The 24991-nt window shown below is 38.7% G+C and carries 29 protein-coding genes; 15 read left to right on the forward strand and 14 right to left on the reverse strand.

The window, feature by feature from the left end; translation table 11 throughout:
- Positions 1-618: 618 nt before the first annotated feature.
- The 3 genes from AC19MV_RS16680 (at position 619) to AC19MV_RS16690 (ending at position 2748) form a co-directional block, all read left to right on the forward strand.
- The gene (locus tag AC19MV_RS16680) at positions 619-954 is read left to right on the forward strand and encodes a hypothetical protein (protein ID WP_498308934.1); all 336 of its coding nucleotides are present in this window, start codon (positions 619-621) and stop codon (positions 952-954) included.
- A 757-nt stretch (positions 955-1711) separates the two neighbouring features.
- Complete coding sequence (locus AC19MV_RS16685; RefSeq protein ID WP_498308936.1) at positions 1712-2521, forward strand: PKD domain-containing protein; 810 nt, start codon at positions 1712-1714, stop codon at positions 2519-2521.
- A gap of 14 nt (positions 2522-2535) precedes the next feature.
- On the forward strand, positions 2536-2748 hold the full coding sequence (locus AC19MV_RS16690; protein WP_498308937.1) for a hypothetical protein: 213 nt from the start codon (positions 2536-2538) through the stop codon (positions 2746-2748).
- Here AC19MV_RS16690 and istB read toward each other — a convergent pair.
- Together istB and istA are read right to left on the reverse strand one after the other, a co-directional pair.
- Positions 2741-3508, reverse strand: coding sequence for an IS21-like element helper ATPase IstB (istB, locus tag AC19MV_RS16695; RefSeq protein ID WP_432367831.1), 768 nt, complete (start codon positions 3506-3508; stop codon positions 2741-2743). The two genes, AC19MV_RS16690 and istB, sit on opposite strands and share 8 nt — an antisense overlap.
- Positions 3501-5000, reverse strand: a complete 1500-nt coding sequence (istA, locus tag AC19MV_RS16700) for an IS21 family transposase (RefSeq protein ID WP_432367829.1) — start codon at positions 4998-5000, stop codon at positions 3501-3503. Before istA ends, istB begins: the two co-directional genes overlap by 8 nt.
- Before the next feature lie 185 nt (positions 5001-5185).
- On the opposite strand from istA, the gene AC19MV_RS16705 reads away from it, so the two are divergent.
- Positions 5186-6271: a DUF2135 domain-containing protein gene (locus AC19MV_RS16705; protein WP_498308939.1), complete on the forward strand. Its 1086-nt coding sequence runs from the start codon at positions 5186-5188 to the stop codon at positions 6269-6271.
- 121 nt (positions 6272-6392) lie between these two features.
- On the opposite strand, the gene AC19MV_RS16710 is transcribed toward AC19MV_RS16705, so the two are convergent.
- The 4 genes from AC19MV_RS16710 to AC19MV_RS16725 form a co-directional block, all read right to left on the reverse strand.
- The gene (locus AC19MV_RS16710; RefSeq protein ID WP_498308940.1) at positions 6393-6827 is read right to left on the reverse strand and encodes a hypothetical protein; all 435 of its coding nucleotides are present in this window, start codon (positions 6825-6827) and stop codon (positions 6393-6395) included.
- A 159-nt stretch (positions 6828-6986) separates the two neighbouring features.
- Positions 6987-7334: a hypothetical protein gene (locus AC19MV_RS16715; RefSeq protein WP_498308942.1), complete on the reverse strand. Its 348-nt coding sequence runs from the start codon at positions 7332-7334 to the stop codon at positions 6987-6989.
- 22 nt (positions 7335-7356) lie between these two features.
- On the reverse strand, positions 7357-8532 hold the full coding sequence (locus AC19MV_RS16720) for a tyrosine-type recombinase/integrase (protein WP_498308944.1): 1176 nt from the start codon (positions 8530-8532) through the stop codon (positions 7357-7359).
- Positions 8522-9037: a hypothetical protein gene (locus tag AC19MV_RS16725; RefSeq protein WP_498308946.1), complete on the reverse strand. Its 516-nt coding sequence runs from the start codon at positions 9035-9037 to the stop codon at positions 8522-8524. Before AC19MV_RS16725 ends, AC19MV_RS16720 begins: the two co-directional genes overlap by 11 nt.
- Positions 9038-9452: 415 nt before the next feature.
- Here AC19MV_RS16725 and AC19MV_RS16730 point away from each other — a divergent pair, with 415 nt between their 5' ends.
- The 3 genes from AC19MV_RS16730 (at position 9453) to AC19MV_RS16740 (ending at position 12951) form a co-directional block, all read left to right on the forward strand.
- The gene (locus AC19MV_RS16730) at positions 9453-11165 is read left to right on the forward strand and encodes a hypothetical protein (protein WP_498308948.1); all 1713 of its coding nucleotides are present in this window, start codon (positions 9453-9455) and stop codon (positions 11163-11165) included.
- A gap of 229 nt (positions 11166-11394) precedes the next feature.
- Positions 11395-11790, forward strand: coding sequence for a S24 family peptidase (locus AC19MV_RS16735; RefSeq protein WP_498308950.1), 396 nt, complete (start codon positions 11395-11397; stop codon positions 11788-11790).
- Positions 11791-11802: 12 nt separating this feature from the next.
- Positions 11803-12951, forward strand: a complete 1149-nt coding sequence (locus tag AC19MV_RS16740) for a Y-family DNA polymerase (RefSeq protein WP_498308952.1) — start codon at positions 11803-11805, stop codon at positions 12949-12951.
- Positions 12952-13192: 241 nt separating this feature from the next.
- Here AC19MV_RS16740 and AC19MV_RS16745 read toward each other — a convergent pair whose 3' ends face one another.
- On the reverse strand, positions 13193-13990 hold the full coding sequence (locus AC19MV_RS16745; protein ID WP_498308954.1) for an AraC family ligand binding domain-containing protein: 798 nt from the start codon (positions 13988-13990) through the stop codon (positions 13193-13195).
- Positions 13991-14113: 123 nt separating this feature from the next.
- Between AC19MV_RS16745 and AC19MV_RS16750 the strand changes: the two genes are divergently transcribed.
- Together AC19MV_RS16750 and AC19MV_RS16755 are read left to right on the forward strand one after the other, a co-directional pair.
- Complete coding sequence (locus AC19MV_RS16750) at positions 14114-14461, forward strand: anion permease (protein WP_432338850.1); 348 nt, start codon at positions 14114-14116, stop codon at positions 14459-14461.
- Entirely contained in the window at positions 14371-15510 is a 1140-nt protein-coding gene (locus AC19MV_RS16755) for an SLC13 family permease (RefSeq protein WP_498308956.1), read from the forward strand. Before AC19MV_RS16750 ends, AC19MV_RS16755 begins: the two co-directional genes overlap by 91 nt.
- A 90-nt stretch (positions 15511-15600) precedes the next feature.
- Here AC19MV_RS16755 and AC19MV_RS16760 read toward each other — a convergent pair whose 3' ends face one another.
- Positions 15601-16074 (reverse strand): Dps family protein, encoded by a 474-nt coding sequence (locus tag AC19MV_RS16760; RefSeq protein ID WP_432328338.1) that lies wholly within the window; start codon positions 16072-16074, stop codon positions 15601-15603.
- 211 nt (positions 16075-16285) lie between these two features.
- Between AC19MV_RS16760 and AC19MV_RS16765 the strand changes: the two genes are divergently transcribed.
- The 5 genes from AC19MV_RS16765 (at position 16286) to AC19MV_RS16785 (ending at position 20497) form a co-directional block, all read left to right on the forward strand.
- Positions 16286-17266, forward strand: a complete 981-nt coding sequence (locus tag AC19MV_RS16765; RefSeq protein ID WP_432328337.1) for an SLAC1 anion channel family protein — start codon at positions 16286-16288, stop codon at positions 17264-17266.
- Positions 17267-17297: 31 nt separating this feature from the next.
- The gene (locus AC19MV_RS16770) at positions 17298-17639 is read left to right on the forward strand and encodes a carboxymuconolactone decarboxylase family protein (RefSeq protein ID WP_432338852.1); all 342 of its coding nucleotides are present in this window, start codon (positions 17298-17300) and stop codon (positions 17637-17639) included.
- A gap of 263 nt (positions 17640-17902) precedes the next feature.
- A complete protein-coding gene (locus AC19MV_RS16775; RefSeq protein ID WP_432338853.1) occupies positions 17903-19360 on the forward strand; it encodes a catalase in 1458 nt (485 codons plus the stop codon).
- Between the two features lie 18 nt (positions 19361-19378).
- Positions 19379-19927: an ankyrin repeat domain-containing protein gene (locus AC19MV_RS16780; protein ID WP_432338854.1), complete on the forward strand. Its 549-nt coding sequence runs from the start codon at positions 19379-19381 to the stop codon at positions 19925-19927.
- Between the two features lie 417 nt (positions 19928-20344).
- A complete protein-coding gene (locus AC19MV_RS16785; protein ID WP_498308958.1) occupies positions 20345-20497 on the forward strand; it encodes a DUF4113 domain-containing protein in 153 nt (50 codons plus the stop codon).
- Between the two features lie 68 nt (positions 20498-20565).
- Here the strand turns inward: AC19MV_RS16785 and AC19MV_RS16790 are convergent, their stop codons facing one another.
- Genes AC19MV_RS16790 through AC19MV_RS16815 form a run of 6 tightly spaced genes read right to left on the reverse strand, consistent with a single transcriptional unit; the run spans position 20566 to position 23867 of the window.
- A complete protein-coding gene (locus tag AC19MV_RS16790) occupies positions 20566-20751 on the reverse strand; it encodes a hypothetical protein (RefSeq protein WP_498308960.1) in 186 nt (61 codons plus the stop codon).
- Positions 20752-20756: 5 nt separating this feature from the next.
- The gene (locus AC19MV_RS16795) at positions 20757-21722 is read right to left on the reverse strand and encodes a nuclease-related domain-containing protein (protein WP_498308961.1); all 966 of its coding nucleotides are present in this window, start codon (positions 21720-21722) and stop codon (positions 20757-20759) included.
- Between the two features lie 18 nt (positions 21723-21740).
- Positions 21741-22466, reverse strand: coding sequence for a hypothetical protein (locus AC19MV_RS16800; RefSeq protein ID WP_498308963.1), 726 nt, complete (start codon positions 22464-22466; stop codon positions 21741-21743).
- Between the two features lie 53 nt (positions 22467-22519).
- A complete protein-coding gene (locus AC19MV_RS16805; protein WP_498308965.1) occupies positions 22520-22792 on the reverse strand; it encodes a hypothetical protein in 273 nt (90 codons plus the stop codon).
- Positions 22792-23415, reverse strand: a complete 624-nt coding sequence (locus tag AC19MV_RS16810) for a hypothetical protein (RefSeq protein WP_498308966.1) — start codon at positions 23413-23415, stop codon at positions 22792-22794. Before AC19MV_RS16810 ends, AC19MV_RS16805 begins: the two co-directional genes overlap by 1 nt.
- A gap of 35 nt (positions 23416-23450) precedes the next feature.
- The gene (locus AC19MV_RS16815) at positions 23451-23867 is read right to left on the reverse strand and encodes a hypothetical protein (protein ID WP_498308968.1); all 417 of its coding nucleotides are present in this window, start codon (positions 23865-23867) and stop codon (positions 23451-23453) included.
- A gap of 257 nt (positions 23868-24124) precedes the next feature.
- On the opposite strand from AC19MV_RS16815, the gene AC19MV_RS16820 reads away from it, so the two are divergent.
- Positions 24125-24937, forward strand: coding sequence for a hypothetical protein (locus AC19MV_RS16820; protein WP_498308970.1), 813 nt, complete (start codon positions 24125-24127; stop codon positions 24935-24937).
- Positions 24938-24991 lie beyond the last annotated feature (54 nt).

The following is a 24991-nucleotide window of genomic DNA, read 5'->3' on the forward strand; positions in this document are numbered from 1 at the left end:
TTTAGTGCCTAAACTCGACATCTATATCAAAAGATGGTTGTTTTACTACCTAAATTCGACATCTTGACGCTAAATCGGCCTCTCTTTTACTACCTAAATTCGACATCTTGACGATAAATCCACTCTCCTTTACTACCTAAACTCAACATCTTGGTCCAAGCCATGCCAGTTTAGTGTTGAATACAGCAATATTTTACTACTCAAACTCGACATCATGGCCAAAGCCCTTGCCATTTGAGCCTTTAATACCGCACGACCTTACTACCTAAACTCGACATCTTATTGTAGTTCCCAACCCTTTTAGTGCTCAAATACGTCATCTTCACTGAATTATCTGGCATTACTACCTAATCTCGACATCTTGACTTGGTAGCTACGGTTTTTAGTGCTCAAACTAGTCATCTAAAATATAAATGTACTGGCAATATGCAGCAGGAAAGATTTATGGTTAAGAACCATTGATTAATTAAGTATATCTGTTCAAGTAGGTTAAAGGTTTAGCCCTATATGAACATATCGGTTTTGGAAAAACGCTGAAGTGAATAAAATACATTCAATTCCTTGTACCTCGAAAACCCTATAGTAGAATTAATTAAATGAAATTATGTTGGAATTTGTATGGAATCACTTTTAGAATTACTTCCCTATCCCAAGTTAACTATTGCAGTAATAATTTACTTTGTTTTTGACTATGCCTACTTAAGAGATAGTGATAGCAATGAGAAAATTCACCCTCAAGTTAACCATTCTGAACACAACAGCTCAAACAACCGCAATACAGATTCACTTGAGGATAATGATGATTATGAAATTGAAACTAGATATGATGAATTTTTAGAAGATCCCATTTTCCATGAGTTTGAGTCCAATCAGTATCATGATACATTCAATGAATCATTTTCAGACGATATTTCTGATATTGATTTTGACTCATGTTTTGACAGTGATTATTAAAAACAGGTGAGATTAATTGCAATATTTAGATGTTGAAGGCATGTCCGAACTAGAGTTATTGTATTTGTATAAATTTAGACACAGTAAATGTTTAGATACGCTTGATAAACAATGTGAACGCTTGGAGCTTAGGAATAGCGATAATAAAGCGGAATTGAATGCGATTAACTACGCATGGTGTGTCCGCGAAAGCGAGTTAAAAAAGAAAGGTTCACCAGTATTTAAGCATGATAGAGAGCACTCTTTTGCTTAGTTATGTTAGTGAATTTTATTATACAGGCTTCATGTAACAATATGGCCACTTGACTAAACCGTGTGTCAAACTGACTGCAAGACTTGGCCTTATAATAAGTTAATTCACATTTAATTGCTGCAGTCCTTATGGGTCCAGCTTCAAGGTATTCATCCAAAGATTGAAGTTGAAGCTTTAACGTACCAGCAGCTTTTCGTCTTAGGCTTAGAGGTTCATTATCATTAGCGAATACGCTGTATGCATTACCTGCCATAATCATTTTTAGATCCAAAATTTTACCCCTTAACTTTATTTCATAATGCTAAAACTATTTTGAGAGATTGTCGTAAACATCATAAAAATGTCTCCCCTTAATAAAATTCGGTTTAGAACACTATTTATAGACTCATATTCCGCGTTTTTTAACAATAAATGACCTTAGAGTGGTTCAATTCCTTGTGATAAAACAATAACATGATATTTTGTAGCCGCAAGATTAAGTTATTTATTTAAATAGAGGTGAACATGAACTTAAAAAAATCTACGCTGATTTCCGCAATGGTTACAGCATCATTTATGCTAGTTGGCTGTGGGTCAGACAGTGATACAAAGGCGAACCTATATCCCAATGTAGAAGCCGGTAGCTCATTTACTATCACGGAAGAAGAGGAAGTAACATTATCAGGGGCCGCAAACGATGAAGATGGCTCAGTTGTGTCCACGTTATGGACTCAGATCTCTGGCCCAACGGTGACTTTATCAAACCCAATTGGTCTAGAAGCATCATTTATAGCCCCCTTAGTCACTGAGCAGACCGATTTAGTGTTTCAACTATCTGCTACTGATGATGAACAAGCAACATCCGTAGACAACGTTACAATCACTGTACAGCAAGTTCAAATAGCTAATGTTAGTGAAGCATTCTCTGTCCTCGAACGCAGAGGCGTAGTACCTGAACTTGATCGCGATAATAGTCTTTACGGGGTGGACTCTGATAGCAATGGCATTCGTGATGACATAGACCAGTTTATAAAAAATGAAAATCTTCCACCAGAACAAGAAAAAGCGTTAAATCAGATGGCTGCATCCATGCAAGAGCAAGTAACTGTAGATATCGATGATGCTAATGCAATAACCATTGCGGCAGAAAACGGCACTAAAGCATTGAATTGTGTTGTAAAGACATTTCAGGATTTTTCATTAACAAAAAAATACAGTAAGACTCTAGAGGCTTACACGGCAAATACCTTTGAGCGTACACAAAATTATCTTAGATATAATCATAAGCTCGATGGAACCGTTTCATCACTTCCTACTGAAAACACTTGCCTTTAAGGATTCCACTTCCAATGAACACTAAATCTTTATTAGCCTATTTGGTATCAGTATTTATATCAATTCAATCTGCCTTTGCTGCACCAATTGAAAATTCTCTATGCGGTAGTGCTGGTTATGCAATGGCATATTTTAATGGTGTAGGTAACACTCGTTTAGATGCGCAACTTGGTTTAGCTGAAATATCTGTTAGGCGTCAACTAGCTTGTCCTATCCGCGTCAATTAAGTTGGCCGCTTTTGTCATTGAGTTTCATGGCTTCTTTTCTTCGATAACTTTCTCCCTCAAGTTGATAAATCTCTGCGTGGTGGACCAGACGATCAATCACGGCTACTGTCATCATATTGTCGCCAAATATACTGTCCCATTCACTAAACACTTGGTTCGTCGTTATTACCAAGCTGTTGCGCTCATAACGATGTGCGATTAGCTCAAACAGAACCTGACTTTCACTGTCACTCTTTTTAACATAACCAATGTCATCCAAAATGAGGAGCTCATATTTATCGAGTTTTTTAAGTGCATCTTCTAGCCCTAAACCATCTCGGGCTTTCTGTAGGTGCTGTACCATCGCGGTTCCTGTTGTGAATTTAACTCGAACAGATTGCTCTATAAGCGCATAACCCAGCGCAGCGGCGATGTGGGTTTTACCCAGCCCACTTGCACCGAACAATAAAATATTATGGCCTTGCCTCAACCACCCTAGCTCACTGGTTTTATGTTTAATTTGAACGGCACTAATGCCTGACACTTCACTAAAATCGTACTGTGATAGTTGTTTTCCTATGGGTAATTGGCTTTCTTTGAGTAAGCGTTTTAGGCGTATTTCTTGTCGGTGTGTGGCCTCTATTTCACATAACTGAGCGAGAAATAGCTCGGGCTCCCATTGCTCCTTCACTGCTTTTAGGGCGATATCTGGCCAAGCTTTTGCTATCGCGGGCAGTCGTAACTCTTTTAATAATAAAGGTAAGCTCAGTGGGTTAGCCATTTCGCCCTCCAAGAAGTACGTCGTAACTTGATACGCTATGTTGTTGACTATTAATCATGGGGACAAATAGCGTATCGGGGCTGAAAACGCGGCGACATTCATCTATCGTCACCACTTTTCCTGCTTCAAACGCCCTGAGAGCGAAGCGGCCCAATGCTGCCTCACAATCATAGTTTGCAGCGATGACCAGTAAATCGACCATATAATGGCAATCTGCATCTGTCACACCATCATGGGTTAGTTTTTGCCATAACTGCCAAAAATCGCCTTTCGGAATAAGGTCATCTCTAAGTTGTGATGCTTTAAACGCGTTCCGCTTCTTAGCCAATGCATGGATAAGGTGCTGATAGTCTATTGAGCGGCCACGTGTTGTGCCTTGCGTATGTATTCGCGCTAACGTTAATGTGATTTCATGTCCATAGAAAAGCACTAACCGGTCATCAAAAATGTGTGCCAGTAATGTCACGCCAATAAGCCGTGATGGCACGGAATACGTCACACGCTTAATGGAAATAGTGCTGCTAGAGGTCACTTTGACGTACTGCTCACAAAAGTCATGAGTTCGACGGACGGGTAAGGCGGATAAGTACGTACATTCCTCTAGATAACGGGTGTGACATTGACGATTAATTTTAGCAACGATGATATCGATGAAATCTCGGTATTGCTTTAAATCAGTGAAATCACGGCTGTCGCGTAATAACAATTGCTGCTCTATCTTACGTTTTAGATGGCCATTAGGGCCTTCAATTGCGCCATTTTCATGGGCAACACCTTTGTTGTTTCGAGTGGCTTTAACAGCGTAATGCTTGCATAGTTTGGTGTAGCGCTCAGTCAGAACTTCAGCTTCAGTGTGGTTTTTAAAGGCGGCGCTTAAGCTATCTGTACGGTGAGTTTTTGGTACACCCCCACTTTGCCAAAAAGCATTTTGCAGCCCTGATGACAGTGATTCAAAACTTTCACCGCCGAGTATGACTTCGACGTAAGTCCAGCCACTGAAAACCAAGCGGTAATGATAAAGCTTGTGTTTAAATGCGGTTCCACCGAGGGTGATATTCAATTCGTTGGCCCAAGTGTAATCAGAGATCCCCATCGCTCCAGGTGTATGCTGTTGCCTGAAAATCACCTCTTGTTCAGGTCCGTATTTGACTCGCCATTTCTTGATACGGCGTTGCAAAGTTCGAAGTTGCGCGCGGTCAAATTGTCCCGGTGCGATTTCTTCGAGTTTTTCAAATAATGTAATGGGCTGTAATGAGGGTTCATTTTCAAGCAGTGGCACAATATGTTGTTCAAAAAGACCATTAAGCGGATCTTTTCTGGTCGCGTATTGGCGTGGTAATTTGGTGGTGTTGTGCTGGCCAGCATCAATACGTCTGGCTGTACGGGAAGAGAAGCCCGCTTTAGCCGCGGCAGATGATTGAGTCTGTTTAGGTTTATTACGATAAGACATATATAGGTTAACCTGTGGTTGGTTTATGGGTTTTCCAGGCATATAAATCTCTCAAGAATTATGTATGCCTAGAGCTTACCAAAACCGGACAAGCTAGTTGTCGCGAACCGGCCAAGTTAATTGTCGCCTAATAAATATCTACTCTCTACGGTAGTGAATATAATAATCAAAGCATCATTTACGAAGTTTTCTATAATTCTACAGGTAAAGGTATCGATGGTAGGAGTGTGCTCGAAGACTTAGCCGAGGTATTCGTTCAGAGATCCGAAGAGTTCACACCTAACACGGAAGCGCGTTTCGAGTTATTTTGGGTAATGTTAAGCGGTGAGTCAGCGGATGCTGGTGGCATTTGGAGAAGAACACTAGATTTTGTAACCGCCCCCTTTGAACTTGTTTACGGGATGATGACAGATTTTGCTTCAGACGTTTCGATGGAATTGGTTAGTGCATTTAGTAGTTTTTTAGCTAACCCTCCTACTCAAACTGAGTATGCCGAGCATAACATTAAGCTTAAAACGCTTGCTTCGCATGGATATAAATTATTATTTGTGGCCCATTCACAAGGGAATTTATTTGTGAATAAGGCTTACGAGACAGCTCTTAATACGGCATCTTATTCTTCTGAAAATATCAGTGTAGTTCATGTTGCTCCAGCTTCAACAGTAGTCAATGGCCCTCATGTTTTAGCGGATCATGACGTTGTTATTAATGGACTAAGAGCCTTTGGTAATTCTACGGTCCCACCTGTCACAGCAAACATACCGTTATCACATGTTTTAGTTGATGTCACAGGCCATGGGTTTTCTGATACATATCTGGCAAGAGGTTTAGAAACACGTACACAAGTATTGGGTCATATTGATACTGAGCTATCTAGATTAATAGATGTTCAACTTCCTTCTGCTTTCTTAGGTTCGTTCACCGCGACGTTAGATTGGGACGCTAGAGGTGATGTTGACCTGCATGTAATTGAGCCTAATGGTTCTCACGTTTACTATCGAAATAAGTCTGGTTTAATGGGCCATCTAGATTTAGATGATTTAACAGGCGACCAAATTGAACACTATTATGCAACGTGTGATGCAGATGTTTTAGAAGAAGGTAGCTATCTTATTGGGGTTAACAACTACGGTGCTCCAGCTGGTACAAAAGCAATAGTAAGTTTAACGTCAACGATTCAAACGATCTCAAATACTAAGAGTGTTATCTTAGGTGAAGCGAAAGGGAGTCTTGGAGATAGTACACCTGGTATTGTTTTCAATGTGGATGTTGCTAAAGATGAGAATGGTAAATTTTCAATACTTGTGAATTAGCTAGCTAGTTCCAAAATAAAAAACGGACCTTAATGGTCCGTTTTTTCTATTTACTGCTTTAAATCATTCTAACCAAATATAAAAATGGAATACTCTGTTACGGGATCTGTCTACCGTAGCATTACTTATCTGTAAATGATGATAATTTGAAATCAGTAATTTTATTTTTAATCAAAAAAGGTTCTTCCTGATCAGTGATGAGTAAATGCCCAACATTTAAATGTTCTATGGGGATAATGTCATCAGATAAAATTATATTGATTATATCCTGCTTGGATTTAGATGCATTCCTACTAGCGGTAATTATTATTATTTTATCATTCCCAATTTTTTTAATTGTCGATATACCTTTTCCCATTAAAGATTTTTTTATTGTCCACATAATAATCTCCAATGCAAGAGAGTCAGCTTTATCATCCCAGAATTTATCTAAGGATATAATGCGGTCAAACTGGAGTATAGTCGTTAGATATTGGCTGTCATATTCAAGAAGATCCAAAAATAGCTGGGTAACCTCAAGTTCACTGTATATTTCGTGTTGTTGTACTTTATTCATGTGCAGTCCTCATTTGATAATTTGCAAACACAATATAATCAAAAGACAGACTTAAAATTGTTTTCAAAATTCAAATTTTCATTGGCACACCAAGTATTGACTAACGAGAGGTATTTTGTTAGAAGCAGTAATATTGTTTGTTGTTCAAACTGGCATTATTCAGTAATCTGCATCGCCATGAACTTCACAATATTGTCCGCTCAAAGCGGCCCACTCAGCTGGTGAAACACAATGCCCACCTTTGACAATTGCCTGGCATGCAAATCCTTTCACGGTTAGGCCAGCACACCTGACGGAATAATTTTCGGCTATACATTGTGCGTATTCACCTTCAGATACATTGAAGTGCAATGCGTATAAAGCCTCTGGGTTATCAAGGTACAACAATATTTCATCATCAGAGCAAACTCGTTGAACTACTCCGGTATTAGTTGGGATTTTTACTGAGCACTCTATACCGGCATCCTGCAATTTCTTAAGAAGTGATTGCGTTTCAATTTTATTCATACGTATGCCTCTTGATGCAGTTTCATTGTTTGTTTCTAGCTTTTGCCATCGCACTTTCAGCAGCTAAGATTACTCGACCATATCGATACACCATATCAATTGAACTCCACCTACCAGACTGTTGAACCTCTAATGGCGAGTAGCCAGCCGCCAACAAGTCCTGACATGCACCAACTCGGGCTGAATGGCCGGACCATGGCTTTGAATTTCTGATTAATGAGTATTTGTGAAGCTTTAACAATTTATGTGCTTTATTGAATATTTTATCGATAGAATAGCCAGAAATTGGAGCATGAAAATTAATATCTAACTTACCGGATTTTAGAAGCTTCTTAAATATGTAGTTTGGCAGAACGTTTCCTTCATCATCATATTTTTCGGCAATTTCGCTTTCGCCTAACTCGGCCATCGACATGTATTTATCTAAAATGGTTAATGCCTTACTGCTAATCATTGCGGTATCATTTTCACCTGATTGGTTAGTCTTTGTGAACGGGATCATGATAACGGCTCGGCCATCTGATTGATATTCTATGTGTTTGAATTCAATTCGAGCTAGTTCAGATTCTCGAAGAAGAGTTTCATACGCCATGGTCATTAACGCTAAATCTCTGACATCGATTAATTTATCACTATCTCCCATAAGTTCGTCCAGGGCATTAAGATGGACCTCTCTAAAAGCAGTGGCTTGCGCTGTCATTTCACCGCTCGCAGCCTTCTTTGCTTTGATGCCTTTCATTTTGAATTTAACTTTAACGGCTTCTGTTGGTGAAGGTAATCCAGCTGCAAGGTGCATTGTATTTACGGCCCATCGATATACCTGCAAACTGTTAGGCTTGTACAATTTTGATTTGTCATCTAAGAAGTTAATAAAGGTAGGCACTGATGCCGGTAATGCATTAACACCGGAACGCTTACACCATTGTTCGAATATCCTCCAATTGTTTACTATCGATGCCCATGTGTTAGGGCTGATGTCATCGGAATCATTTTCAAAATCTTTTAGTAAGGCATTAACTAATTCGCTAGCTCTTTGTGAGTCAAATACATTTTCTGCCTGATTTAATAAACTCTTTAACTCATTTTCATATAGGCTACGGTTGTCTAATAGTGAGTCTCTTACATTTTTTACTTCAGGAGTAATATTTGCAATGAGTGTCCTGTTATTGGCTAACATAATATTTCTTTTACTTTTCATTATTTAGCTCTCTATACATTTCTTCCCGTTCTAATAGTAGCTCAATGGTTTCTTCATACGTTTTAAGTTTATTTTCCTCCTTAAAACCTATCAAACGATTGATAATGTAATCGCTTAACTCAATGCGCTTTTTTTTATTTCTTTTCTTTAACTGTGATATTTCTAATCGTATTTTTCGCCAGCCTTCATTGCTAAAAGTTCTATTTAAATCATCGTTTAAACCATCCATTACATGGGATAAATCAATACCTTTAGTGTTGTTAAAAATATCCCGAATACTCTTCCTTATACCAAATAGATTCCTTTCTCTGAAGTCTTTATCACTATTAATTAAGGATGAATAAAGTGTTTTGTCATCTATATATGCTGCATAACTTAGGTGCTTAAGCAATAAGGATTTAGACAACTCAAGCTCTTCAAAGTTGAGTAGCATAAGGGGCTTGCCTTTAGGTTTTGCGTTGTAGTGATATTCCCAAGCTTTTGGTTTGTACTTTTCAGCGATCAATTTACCACCTCTTATGGTGTTACCATGCATTAACTAAAGCAATAATACCACCAACAAAAATTATCACCACTTATTTATGGTGTCACCATAAGAAGCTCTCCCCAAAAAAACGCACTATCTTATGGTGTCACCATACAAACAAGCTTGAAAGGTAAGTGTCACCAATGTTTCATAAGCGCTAGTTATGGTGTCACCATAACTGGTAAAGGTTAGCCGCTTCCTTGCCTCAAAATAATAGGTTGATATAATGCTGATTATACCAACCTATGTGTTTTTTAAAATATACTCCTGGCTTCCCATGCCAGTCATGGGGAGTGCAGCGGCGCAAAGTTGGGCTTATACGTTTTTTTAACAATATTAAATTAATATTATTTCACTGTATTTTTATACAGTATCAATATATGGTAATCATATTATGGATGATGTTTATGGAGGCAAGGTGTCCAAAAAAGTTAAAATAATTTGTGATGCATCTTTTGATAGTGACTTAATGCTCACTACTTTTTCTGGCTCGGTCAGTTATAACGCTAGTAATGGTGTATCATTAACTCAAAATTATTCAGGCTCTAGTGGTACGCTGCCCGATTCCGGCGCTGGTGAAATTCAAGCTGCATTAGTCGGCTTAATGAACTTGAAAGCCATTATGCATAAAGAATGCATTAATCCAGAATCTGTTAAAATCTACTCTGATAGTCTTACATTGGTCGATGGCTATAAATCACACAAAGCTAGACCGTCATCATCAAATCTAAAGTACGTAGATCAATTTCGCACTATCAGTAAATTACTTGCTGAGTTGAATATTACCAACCTCCACCTTTCCCATGTACGTTCTCATGTACCAGATCACTTAGCAACAGCTCTAGAAAAAGAACATAATAAACATGACGTTTTGGCTATGAATAGCCGAATAAAGATAACTAATACCATATTTTCACCTTTTCATGAAGGCTCTAAGTGGTATGCGGTACTTTTGGACTCACTGCCACATTCGTCTACGTCGTTTAATCAAGCATCAGAAGGCGCTGTAAGTTTAGCCCGTAGAGGTTTTAAGGCGAGAATCAAATTCAACCAAAATTGTGATCACATTTCGAATCACCCCTTTATTCAAGCTTTGAATAATTATGCGGCAGAGGCAAAAGTTAATGTTGATACACTTTACGATTTAGATAACTCTAGCACAAAGCCCGATTTTGGCAATTGCATACTAAAACATCATCAGGTCCTTAACTCTGTCGAAGGTGAGCTTAGTAGTCGGTCTTTGCTAAGTTTTAGATCAGCTATCGATGCAATCTTTGGTTTTGCTGATTTTGGGTGCCATTATGAACACGGCAAAGCGAACCCTATCGCTTTTTGTGTATTTGATTTAACCCGTGAGATTAATGATACTCCGGTTAATTACTTTCCCGAATCAGTATCAGAGTGGTTAGATTTAATCGTTGAATACATCCAGATAGAGCACCGGTTCGGTGTAAATTCTCTGGCCGAGTTCTCTAAGTATGGCCACCTAAAATATGTGTCTGGAAAGCGCATCAACCGTATAAACAAGCTCGTTTATGACCAGTTGCGCAGATATGGTGAAGGGGCTGATATCAAGGTCGCTGCAAAGAACATCCAAACTATCCTCTGCCCAAACATCCAAGATACTCACTCTATTGTTAAGTTTATCACTTTTTCCATACAAAATTACCGTGCCCGTATTGGGTCGAATTATACATTAGCGTCTCACATTGCTCGAACTGTTAATACTAAGATTAATATTCTTGAGCGCAGAAAAAAAAGCCTCACTAAACGTAGCCATTACCAAGATAAGCTTCAAGAAATAGCTGATTCAAATCGAATTGACACTTCTAACCTATCAAAGCTAGATCTTCAATTGACGAATGAATTATTGAAGTCCGGCCCCTCTCTACCTAAAGATGAAGTAGTAAATAAGCTAATCGATATACTAATAAACCATGGATACCCATCGACTGAACCGTTTAAAACTGGGGTAGCTCGCTCAGTCACATTACTTGACATTCAGCATTGGAAAAACCCAGTAAAGTTAGTTCCACAATGCATAAAAGTAGCAGACAAATTTAGAAAGGCATTACAATCGAAGCCTATACCGTTTCTCAACCGTTAATGATTTCGCGCCTATTTACTAGCGGATAAACAATCATCTTAAATCATAAGGCTCGATAGTTCGAGCCCCAAAAGCCACCAGCCTTGCTGAGGATTACCAATAAAACCTATATTAATCAGATGCATGAATTAAAACTACCAATTCATGCATAATCAATATGATTTGAAAACTACCATATTCTCGCGAACCCGCTATAATACTGTACATTTATACAGTTGCTGTGGCTAAGATGAAAATATTAAACAATCTTGTTTCGGCAGGGATATCTAGCTTTGAAAGTCCTTGCTCCGGTTACATCGAATCACCATTGAGTCTTGATGAACTGCTTATTCAAAGGCCCAATTCAACTTATTTCGCAAAGGCCGAAGGCTTATCGATGATCCATGCTGGTATTTTTCCTGACGATCTACTCGTCATCGATACCAGCTTGGCACCAAAACATTTGGATATCATCATAGCCAATCTCAATGGCTGTTTATGCTGCAAAATACTCGACGTTAAAAATAAGAAGTTACTATCTGCAAATGATCAATATTCAGCAGTTTTAATCCAAGATTGCGATACATTCTCAGTGGAAGGCGTTGTCATAAATTCCATTCGTTCACATTGGAAAGCCGCTTTTTAGGATTGCTTTGCTATGATTTACTTGTGTGATATTGATAATTTTTATGCCTCAGCTGAGTGTGTTTTTAATCCGAGCTGGCGCGGCAGACCCTTGATAGTGCTTAGCAATAACGACCAGGTTATTGTCAGTCTTTCAAAAGCAGCTAAGTTGTTAGGTATTAAAAAATTTACCCCATATTACGAAGTAAAATATTTATGTGACCAACATAATGTGATCGTTTGCTCATCAAATTATGCTCTTTACGGTGCCCTTAGTAATCGAGTTATGAATTGCATAAGTCAATTTACTGAGCCATTTAATAGCTATGTATATTCATGTGACGAAATTTTTCTAAATTTAAAATGCACGAAACCTGAAGAGTACCTTGAGCAAGCAAATAACATCCGCAGAAGAGTATGGAAGGAAATTAGGTTACCTATTTCTATTGGCGTAGGCATTAATACCACCATGGCCAAAGTAGCATCCCATGCAGCTAAGAAGCTTCAAGGATATGCCGGTGTCTGCTTCATTAATGATGACGTTCAGAGGCAAATAATTCTTTCACAGATGAATACTGATGATATATGGGGCGTAGGCACTAGAACAGCCAAAAAATTAGATGCTTTAAAGATTGTGAATGCCTTACAACTTTCCCAAATGTCTCATCGTTCGGCGCGAGAAAATTTTGGGGTAGAACTCGAGAGAACGGTATTAGAGCTAAATGGTTATGTTGGTAAGTATTGGGACTTGATAAGGGCAGATAAAATACAGATTTTTAGCACATCGACTCTAGGCCGCAAAACCAACAAAATTGAAGAGCTATCTCAAGCCATTTCACAACAAGTAGAATCAGCAGCTGTGAAAGCTCGGGACCAGGGCTCTTATTCTTCAACGATGCATGTCTTTGCATCCGCATCCAACTATGACAGCACCACAGGAGGGTTTAAATCAACGTATCATTTTGATGTGCCAACCAATGATACCTGCCAGCTATCTAAAGCCGCATCAGAGATAGTTAATAAATTTTTTCGAAAGGGTTCACTGTATTATCGTGTTGGCGTGGGATTGATCAATCTAACGCCGGTATCTCAGTATCAACATGACCTGTTTAACCAGCCTACCAACCCTAATTGTACGACCATAATAAAGTTTGATAAAAATTATGGGTGTCATGAACGGTAATACCGCTATTGTTTGATAATTTATCTGAGGACGAATTTCAGTTTCTCATAATTAAGTTTGATCATTTTCAAACTCACTTTTGGACAAAACCTTGCTAGAGTTTTTACTTAAATTAGCAAATCACAAATTACTACAGATAATGGAAAAATAATTGTATAGATTTTATATTGCAGCCGACGAATAAATGAGGTCCTATTCCTATAATCGTTGAAAATCAACTCAGGATTTCGTAATAAAATAATTACCTTTGAGCATATTCCAGAGGTGTACAACCAAACAATTTTTTAAAAGAAGAGATAAAACTGCTCACACTTCTATAACCCAGATCATGCGCAACCAAGGTTGTGTTATACCCCTGAGAAATCTTGTCCAGTGAATTCATCAAACGAAAGCGGCTACGCCATTGACGGAATGTTAGCCCCGTTTCGGCTTTAAACAACCTTTCGATAGTACGGACACTTGCCCCTACCTGAGTGGCTAACGGCTCAAGCAACAGTGATTGCTCTGGCTTATTAACAATAAGACTGATCAAACGTTGCAGGCGAGGATCATGTCCTGATGGAATATAAAGCTCGAGTGCTTCCAAGGATTCAAGTTCATCAAGAGCAACCAAGCCTAAGTTATGTGCTCTTTCTTTTGTAAGAGAACCAGCACTTTCTGTAAGCCTGAGTATGACTTCTCGCATTAATGAGTTCATCTTCAACATGACGACTTTCTCGGAGTTCTGACGAACACAAAACGAGGGGTCAACGTATAGATTACGGGTTTGCGTAGCAGTTTCATTACTCACCTGATGGTAATGACCTCCAGGAATCCATACGGCATGAGTTGATGGAACGACCCACACCGCTTTTTCACTGGTTACACGTAATACGCCCTTAGCTCCCCAAAGAAGTTGTCCTCTGGGATGAGTATGCGGCTCGATAGCAGACTCAGCAACCATACTGCGACTGTGCGTAAGCACGGGTTGAGCAGGATCTAAGACAAAAGCAACATCGCTGGGCAATAACATTGTCGTGTTAGGAATATGTTTTGACATCCTGCCTCGTGAAAACGTATCAAATAAAAGGTATTTTAGAAATAACTCTACAATATATCTAGAGCCTGTTGAGCTTTTAGGTCAACGAAGCCTAATAATTATAAAGCTCAGGAGAAAACACATATGGTCAGCCGGCTAAATGTAAAGTCATTCGCTGTAATTATCGCTTTGACATTTGCATTTGTTATTAGCATTTATCCGCTTCCAGCTCAGTCCGAGATATTTTCTCGAAGTGCCGCTGTTGTGTTGGTGACACTTATCTTTTGGAGCTCAGGATTTGTACCGCCTTTTCTGGCAAGTTTGATCTTCTTTGCTTTAGTCACGATATTGGGTCTGATTTCACCATCGATAGTATTCGCGGGTTTTGGTTCTACCGCTGTATGGCTCATCATTTCTGGGTTTATCATTGGCACAGCAATTTCCAAATCTGGACTAAGTCAAAAGCTTGCGACACTGATTTCCCCTATTTAACGGTCAGTTATCCACGTCTTATCACAGGTTTGGTATTCAGTGCCATGGCTCTGGGGTTTATCATGCCCTCTTCAGTAGGTAGGGCTGTGGTATTAATTCCTATTGGTATGGCATTAGCTGACACCATTGGACTGAAAAAAGGCAGTAATGGCCGAATTGGCATTGCTACTGCCCTTGCAATTTCGTGCAATATGCCCAGTTTTGCAGTGTTACCTGCCAATATTCCCAACATGATTTTAGCTGGCTCCAGTGAAAACCTTTTTAATATTACCTTTGGCTACACTGAATACCTACTGCTTCACTTTCCCATATTAGGTATCGTTAAATCTTTGGTCGTCATTTGGCTAGTACTGCGTATTTTCCCTGACAAAATTTCAGCCCCATCAGCCAATAAAGACACCAGTAACGAAAGTTTCGTTTCCGATCAAAAGATGCAGAAGAAAGTGGGTATTTTGCTCGCTATCACGTTGTTATTCTGGATAACGGATACTATTCACGGCATTAATCCGGCCTGGGTAGGTTTAGTAACAGCAATTATTCTCCTGCTCCCTAAATGGGGAGTTGTCGAGCCAAAAGCATTTAATAGCTCCGTTGATTTTGCCACAGTGATTTTCGTTGCTGGTGCTTTAGGACTGGGAGCGCTGGTTAATGAATCAGGAATTGGCTCGGCATTAGGGCAGCTATTCGGACATATACTTCCAGCAGACCAAAACAGCTCATTCCTGAGTTTCATGGCACTGTCTATCATTTCAACTCTCACAGGATTAGTAGCAACAATCCCTGGTGTACCGACGGTATTAACACCTATGGCCGGAGATTTCGCTCAAATAACCGGGTTCTCTCTACCCGCTGTAATAATGACTCAGGTCATTGGCTTTTCGACCGTAATTTTCCCATATCAAGTGGGCCCACTAGTCGTCGCAATGCAATTATCAAAAGAGCCTCTCTCTAAGCTATTAAAAATTACCCTACCGTTGACGGCTATTACTGTTGTTTTGCTGATGCCTTTAGATTTCCTATGGTGGCAACTACTAGGCTGGGTTAGCTAATAGCTGACTGACACTAATACCTGACGCCATCAAAAAGTTAAAAAAAATGGGGTTAACTGACAGTTAACCCCAATAAGTAATGAATTGTTTTTATGCGACCAACATCGCTCTTAACATCCATGCCGTTTTTTCATGCTCGCGCATTCTATCTGAAATCAATGCTGCGGAAGATTCATCATCGGCACCCTGAGCCGTTTTTAATATCTCACGGCAAGTTCTGATCACTTGTTCATGACTTTGCGTCAAAATTTTCACCATCTCCATTGCTGGCGGGATATCTTCCACTTCTTCAATAGAGCTTAATGACGCTAACGATTTATATGTGCCTGGAGCAACAATATTCAGTGAACGAATACGTTCCGCGACATCATCGACGGCTGTTGCAAGCTCTGTGTAATGCTCTTCAAACATCAAATGGAGATCGCGAAACTGTCGTCCAGTTACGTTCCAGTGAAAATTGTGAGTTTGCAGATAAAGGGTGTAAGAGTCTGCCAGCAAACGTTTCAAGCCTTCAGCAATAGCAATGCGATCAGATTCATTAATTCCTATATTGATAGTATCCATAGTGACTCCTTGATTGATTAAAAACATTCAGCATATAAGTATAGAAAATTCTATAGCTGCTATAACAACCATTCTATAACAGTTCAATTTGCTAAAAAACCATTTGTCGTGTTAGGAATATATCTTGTCGTTTTAGTAACTAAAAACGTCAGCCAGAAAGAGATATATTAAAGTCAATTAATATTCAAAACTACCAGCTGAAAGGCTTGATATGAAGCACTTATCTATAAACCACTCATCCTCTGTAAAGGTAGAAAGCCGATTAGTACATTTCCCTATTTCAATGTTCTCTGTCGTTATGGGTCTGAGTGGATTTTCAATCGCATGGCAAAAAGCTATGGGGATGTCCTTTCCTGTGGTTACAACATTCACCAGTGCTTTGGCAAGTATCGTTATGCTGCTGATGAGCAGCCTTTATCTACTAAAACTCTTTCGCTATCCAAATGCAGTGATTGCAGAAACAAATCATCCAATTAAGATTAATTTCTTTGCTGCTTTCTCAATCAGCCTATTACTCCTTTCCGTCATTTGGCATAAGTTTGAATCGCTTTCCTATGGTTTATGGGGTATTGGAGCGATCGTTCAGCTATCGTTAACTTTACTGGTTATGCATAGCTGGATACACCACGATCACTATCGGCTAGAGCACGCCAACCCGAGTTGGTTTATTCCGGTTGTTGGTAACATTATTGCTCCAATCACCGGTGCTAAGCTGGGATATATCGAGGTAAGCTGGTTCTTTTTCAGCGTTGGTATTGTTTTTTGGATGGTGCTATTAACCATCATTACCAACCGTTTGATTTTTCATGAAGCTCTGCCAACACGTTTTAAACCTATGCTGTTTATCTTGTTAGCGCCACCATCCATTGGTTTTGTGTCCTACAGCTCACTAGTGCCAGAACTGACTGACTTATCCAGAATACTTGCTTCTGTTGCACTATTCACCGCTATTTTGCTGGTGCTCAATATCAATCAATTTCGAAAAGGTGGGTTTTATCTTTCATCCTGGGCTTTTTCATTTCCCGTAGCAGCCTTTAACGTAGCCTTATTTAGATATGCCGAGTTAACGCAATCATCAACGTGTTTATATATTGGTAAAGCGCTATTAGGGGGCCTAACCCTACTTATTCTCTGGCTTTCGTTTAATACACTTAAAGCCATAAGAGCTGGCGAAATATGCAAGCCAGAGTAAATAAATTTGAATATACAATTGAGGTAACGTTATGAGCAAGAATTATAAAGACATTAATCAGCTACAGCGCAAGTTAGGTTCCGCTTTTCGAAAAGAGAGCCCTGATACACTCAACGCTTTTTTAAGCCTTCACAAAGCAGCTTTCGCTCCCGGAGCAATGGAAACTAAGTATAAAGAGCTGATTGCCGTCGCTATTGCTATCAATGTCCGTTATGATGGTTGTATTGGCTCCCACGTTGAAGCAGCAGTAAAAGCTGGGGCTTCCAGAGAAGAGCTGATTGAAACGATTAACGTTGCCATTTTAATGGGTGGCGGTCCTGCTGTGATTTATGGGACACAAGCGTTGGCTGCCGTGGATGAATTTTGTGAATAATTAAAACTATGTATGTACCACCGAATTACATCAACTAGAGGCGTCAATAAGCGTTTACTACAGAAAATCGAGCCAATAATAGACTGTGGATATCGGGTTGATTGAGGGCGAGTGATTGGAAAAATAGTTTACATATATCTAAGCTGTTAACACAGGGTTTCATACTAGAGTAAACGCCCTAATCAAAGTCGCAAAAATATCAATAATTATTGTTAGCTTCAGAGATTAAGTTTTCACACTGTAAGCAAATAAAAGGGACTGTAATGAAAGATAAAAATAAACTTACTACAACGAGCGGATGCCCCGTTCCCGACAACCAAAACGTACAAACAGCTGGCCCTAGAGGGCCAATGCTTCTACAAGATTTTTGGTTTTTAGAAAAACTCGCCCATTTTGATCGCGAAGTTATTCCTGAAAGAAGAATGCACGCAAAAGGCTCTGGTGCCTATGGGACATTTACTGTCACCCACGATATTACTCAGTACACTAAAGCCAATATCTTTTCATCTGTAGGTAAAAAAACGGATGTTTTTGTTCGCCTATCGACAGTAGCAGGTGAACGCGGAGCAGCTGATGCAGAAAGAGACATTAGAGGATTCTCGATAAAATTTTATACTGATGAAGGAAACTGGGATCTTGTGGGTAACAATACTCCAGTCTTTTTTCTAAGAGATCCAATCAAGTTTCCCGATTTGAATCACGCAGTGAAACGCGATCCGAGAACCAATATGAGGTGTGCCAATACCAACTGGGATTTTTGGACGCTTTTACCTGAAGCACTTCATCAGGTCACGGTTGTAATGAGTGATAGAGGGATCCCAAAAAGTTATCGCCATATGCATGGTTTTGGTAGTCATACGTTTAGCTTTATCAATGATAAAAATGAACGTTGTTGGGTTAAGTTCCACCTTAAATCCCAACAAGGAATAGAAAACCTAACGGATCAAGAAGCCGAAGAAATTGTTGGTAAAAATCGAGAGAGTCATCAACAAGATCTTTATGAATCCATTGAAAATGGAGACTTCCCTCGTTGGGATATGAAAGTTCAGATAATGACTGAAGAAGAAGCAAAATCCTATCCTATTCATCCTTTTGATCTAACTAAGGTTTGGCCACATAATGACTTTCCTTTAATTGATGTTGGTGTTCTTGAGCTGAACCGAAACCCAGACAATTATTTTGCCGAAGTAGAGCAAGCGGCATTCAACCCTGCCAATATTGTACCTGGCATCGGCTTTTCACCAGACAAGATGTTACAAGGTCGATTGTTTTCATACGGAGATACACAGCGTTATAGATTAGGCGTCAATCATGCTCATATCCCGGTTAATCAACCGAAATGCCCGGTGAATTCTTTCCATAGAGATGGTGCAATGCGGGTAGATGGTAACTACGGAAGCACAAAAGCCTACGAACCAAATAGCCTTGGTTTATGGCAAGAACAACTCGACACTAAAGAGCCTGAATTAGCAATTCAAGGTGGTGCCTATAGTTATGATTTTCGTGAAGATGACGATGACTATTTTAGTCAACCAAGGGCGTTGTTTAATTTAATGACGCCAGAACAAAAGACGGTGCTGTTTGAAAATACTGCTCGAAGCATCGGCTCTGCGTCTTTGGAAGTTCAGTATAGACATATAAGAAACTGTCACCAAGCAGACCCTGCTTATGCCCAAGGGGTTGCAGATGCTCTAAAGCTAAAAATTTCTGACATCATTTAATATTGAAGGCTTTTATCAGTGACTGTATTCATTGATAAAAGCCCCTTTTTTGGGGGAATTATGAGTAAATGGGACGATTATAAAAAAACCTACCGCGTTGATACTACGCTGATTGATTGTGCACGTTCAGGTGATTTTTATAGTTTGGTTAATCTATTATCCCACACCTCGGATATAAACATTAATGAAACAAACTCAAGTGGGTATTCTGCCTTGATGCTGGCAGTCTACAATAATGAAAAAGATTGCTGCGAAGCATTATTAAGATGTGGCGCTGATGTTAACTCAGCGGATAATGTAGGTAATACCGTGCTCATGGCCTGTGCCTACAAGGGCAATTTAGAAATTTTCAAATTGCTATTAGCATTTGGTTCAAATCCACAGCTAACCAACAAAACCAATATGACAGCGCGTGATTGGGCTTTAATGTTTAATAGAAAAAACATTATTGATTACTTAAATAAAACCTATCCGGCGAAAGCTGACTCCAAGTTTAAGAGCATCGTTAAATTCATAGCTCTGAGTTCAATGATGGTAATGAAGCGGTTGTCATCAATTAATCAGTAAAACTAAATCAATAAGTTACGATCTGATCGGCTACATGGATTAATTGAACCTCATGCCTGAACCTCGTTACAAAAATAACTACCCGAAAGCTGTACTCCCCCCTTGTCAAGGCAATTCTGTATTCAACTAGGTTTGGTAAATTCTCCTAATAGTGACACTTCTCGATAATAAATTTAACATTTAGCTTACCTAGGGCTAAATGTTGTCAGAAATGCCTATTTTTACATAAGATAAATTTGGTCAAATCTAGGTTTAGTATGCTCAAGCATAAATTGCTTTAAACACAGAAAGGGGCAAAAATGTGCTAACTCTTAATCCGCACATTCACCAAAAGAGCCAAAAAATATCAAACTATTATATAAATGATCAAACATTATTAAGAATTATCAAACTATTATATAAACGCACACTAATTTGATGAAAATCTTTGATAGGATTAATGCGACCCATGGAAAGGGAACAATTTTTAATGGTGCCAGGGGGATAGAGCAAAAATGGAAGATGAAGAGGGATTTCTTAACCCCACAGTATTTAACTAAATGGTCCGACATTCCTAAAGTAATCTGCTAATAATACCGATTACTTTAGGTGTTTTCCTTAATACCCCATCAAACTTATATAAATAACAGGGCTGAATATTAATGAAAGCTGTCACTCAATAATTCTTCTAGCTCTTCAATACGTTTAAATTCATCTTCAAGTGAAACAGCTACAATTTTTGCACCATTTATCGTCGAGTTATCACAGAATGCTTGAGTAATTTGGCGAGGTAAATCTGCCAGTGGTTCATATTCCAGAAGAACTGTCATATATTTTTTAGACATTACCATTATCCTTGCTCAGTAAAGATAGTATAAGTGGAGACACAAGCTTTACAGCTTCCCACTAAAGCGCTGCCGACTTTCTTAACAGATGTATCTTTACTCCTGCATGAAGGGCAAGGCCGCTTCACCTGAGTATTTTGTTTACATTTTTGACAACTCAAATAATACCCATATCGACCTTTAATCGCTTTCACATCATCACTATCACAATGACGGCAATTCAAGTTAGCGGCAGCTCCAGCTCCGGATTTAGCTATGATTGGCTCTTGTTTAACCATCGTAACTTTTTCAACTATTTTAGGAAGCTGAGGTTCACTATCCGCTCCAATATGCTGGCGTACTAGATAGTCAGACATACTCTGCATAGACTTAATGTCAAAGATAGGGTCTGTGCTTAGCGTCTTTCTAATTGAACTAAAAAAAGAATCCCCCCCAATTATCTCGCGTAATTTTTTTACTAAAAACTCGGTTTTGATTAGCCGTTCTGAAATATCATCAGGCATCCCATCACGGTTAATAATGGCATCACTTGATACAACACAAAGATAGGCCCACTTACGATAGCTTACCTTTTGCCTTATGCCTCCTAGTAATGGAGGTAGAAATTCAAGGGAGTCTTGATTCAATTTAGCCTTCAAAACCTTCCCTTGTAGCTCTACTTGTGCCAACGGAGACGGCATACCAAACCACTCATTATTATAACTTCGAGTCCATTCACCAGCTTTATTGACCTGAAGATTACCTTTGATACTTTTTGATTCAATTAAAACAAAACCTTTCTCATAGACAATAAGGTGATCTATTTGTGCTATTGCTCCATCAAATTCAAGCTTTAAATCATTAAAAACAAATACATTCTTAGATTTGGTGAACTCTCGCTCTAAAAAATAAGCTACATCGAGTTCTTGCTTATTCCCAGCATGTTCCTTCGCATTTCGGCTTTGTATTTCAGTTTTATGTTTTATAATCATTTGAAATTATCATAGAAATTAATTTATCTTATTTATAGATAGCTTTAATGTAGTAATGAGCTCGGCAACATGATCATCTATGGCTTTGTAAAAGTCAGGTGTATTTGGAATAAACCCTTGATTACATGCATAAGTTATACAGCCCATTAATAGAGTACGTGTCAGCAACATTGGCGTCCCGTTGTAGCGAATAAACACCTCACGGTCGTTGTATTGCAGATAGAAGTATTTTGAATACACAGTAATGCCATGCTGAAACTCTTTTATCGGTCTTAGCTGATAACCTATGCCAGCCCACTGCATGCTAATTCTCTCAATATAATCGTCAACAACTTCGTAGATAGAATTCATGTCTACTTGGACCATAAATGACTCTTTCATGCCGTCAACAGTACAATGGACCGTAACTTTATTGTTTGGCATTAACATCAGCCTTATTACCAATCGTTCGAACTTCAATGATTTTTTATCGACATCTATCAGTCCAGTTGCCTCGAAAAGGATCGAAAAATAGAGTTCTTTTGGATATTGAAATGACCTCAAATAATATTTGAATTGAGCTTCATTCACAAAATGGCTCTGGTACTTATCCATTGCGGCAATACTGGGGTAGTGTTGGATGAGCCCAATAGTTAATGATTGAGCTATCTCAAGATCAAAGCTCAATGCGGATTCAAGTAAAGGGTTTGGCAAGCTGATGTTATTAGCCTCAGCGCCTTCTTCATATTCAGTAATATCTATCATGTTACTCGCAGTCAAATGTAAAAAGACCGACCCATAAGTCGTCGGTCTAAGATCTATAAAAGTGGGGTAAAAATGTAATTAGGAACGAATAACCAATGATGTTTAAACGTTTCCAAATTCTTAACCAGTTGCCATTCAGCTTTACAGAAATGTTCCGGTAATGGCTCAGCTTGTCTCCTGGCACCATCATCCATCATGACGGTTTTCGGCTTCATTAAAACTTCGATAGTAAGAGATACTTCTTTAAAATCGATTTGTTCACCATCGATTACCCCGAATGAACCAGCGGGTTTAATGGCCGTGTATTTCATGCCAGGCTTTATCATTATATGTCCTTATTAATTCGTTCATAATTGGCCTGTATGGTTTCTGTGTCACCGCCCATAGCAACAGCTTTCTGCGCATTAGTAATGTATTGTTCATACTCACTTGGGATGTATGCAGCTGGATTATAAAGAGCCAATTTTATTAGTTGGTCCATCATTAGCTTGGAATTGAAATATAGCTTCTCGGTCACATCCTGTGTCTTAATAAACGTTTTATCGTGCATTTTATTTAGTATTAGCGGTACTGCAAGAGAAGTAGCCAGGTTGACGACATCTTTTGGTTCAGAGGCATTCCATTGCGGTAGCAATCGTAAAATACCGTCAGGTAAATAAAGGTCACAAGTTAAAGTCGCATTAACAACCGGATTTTGGGGTTTTACGGCATAAATATGGACCATCGCGATTAGACCACTTAATGCTGTAATTATATTAGAAACACAAGGCGATGAAGACGTACTGAATACAGTGCAAACATTATCTCCACTCCTGCTTAGCATGCGATTTACTTGGTAAGCAAAGTAGCCCATATCAACGGTTGCCAACAGTTTATTTAAATCAGACACATCAATAGATGGCTCTTGTCTGATTATCGTATTGAAAAAAAAGTCTTTTGAAGAAATCATAGTAAATCCTTTATTATTTTAGTTATTTTATTAAATTAAACGTACAACTCACCGGAAGCGATAACATATTCTGCACAAGATTTAAGCGTCTCTTTTGAATAAAACCGACCGTCATTAGGTGCCACTTCAACATGAACGCCATTCTCAATGGGGGTTAATTTGATATTTGGGCAATCAGCTGGTGGACGTTCTTCAGTACAACGTTTGACTTGCTTACGGTTTGTTTCTGTTAACAAGTAGTACAGAGCACTAGCCTGTTGTTTACCACATTCAGTTGCTGTCAATGTGGGGTTAATGTTAACCAACTCGATTTTTGTAAAGTGTTTCACTTTAGCAAGCTGATAATCATTTAAGTCTAAATCTGCCGTGTTTAATCCCAAGTAGTTACTGAACACACTAATTACTGCACCGGTCATCGACATGAAATGAACCGCTAGTTTGATTTTAGACATTGTTGTCACCACTTGAATCATTGAGCCATTTACTGACATTTGCGTTAGATTTTAACACTAAAAGTTATAGCTGCAAGATTGTGTTGTGGTTATTTTCCGCAATTATTTGGTGATGAAAATGTTAATTAGTTACTAATATTTAACGGTATAGTGAAAGGTATAACTTGCTATTAAACAATAGCTTATTAAAGAAATAATGAATTGTGTGCTATAACTATTGTGCTATAACTATTGTGTTATTAAATTAAGGGGTATTCATGCAGGCATTTACTAGAAAAGCAATAAGGAACACATACCCTTTTACTACATTGAAAATATTGCATTCAATTGGTATTTTCATCGCTTTTTTAAGTATTGGGATGGGAATAATCGTTTTTCAATCACTTACTAATGAAGCCGAACGTATAAACGAAAGTATTATCATCGCTAAAAACTTTCTAGATAGTAATATTTCAGATGCAAATAGAGCGGCTTTAACGGTCCTTAATCACGCTTCTGAGGACTGCAATATAGTTAAGCCTTTACTTGATTTCACCATACTCGACATTCCCAGCATCATGAGTATTTCAGTAATCCACAAAAATCAAATCATTTGCTCATCATTTGAACCAAATATAGGGCGATTTGCTCGAAGTAGTAAGCGGGAAGGGTTAACATTGCTTGAATCTAGGTACACTGTACCAGGCAAGCCTGTTTTCGTTTTAGGTGTATCAGATAAAGATTTTCAAGCAGTTGTGACTATTCATGCTCCTAATGTACTGTCAGTGATCCAACTGTTTTATAAAAACTCTACGTTTAAGGTCAACGTTAATGATAAATCTATAGGTATGAATTTAAAGCTAGAGAATTCAAAAAAAAATTATGACTTTATATCACAATCAGAAAAATACCCTTTTTATATCACTGCGTCGGTAGACAGACAGAAGACCATTTATAAAGCACTAACAAGAAGCTGGTTTGTGATCTTCCTTATGTCTCTTTTCGCCATTGTTTTACCCATTTGCTATTACCTAAGCGGGAACAGTTTCGTTATAAGGACAGCTATTAGACAGGGTATACGTCCAGGGTGAGATTATGCTTTGTAAATTCTGTTAACATTTAGCTATTTTGTTCTTAAGTCGACT

The sequence above is a fragment of the Shewanella sp. MF05913 genome (genome assembly GCF_059758095.1).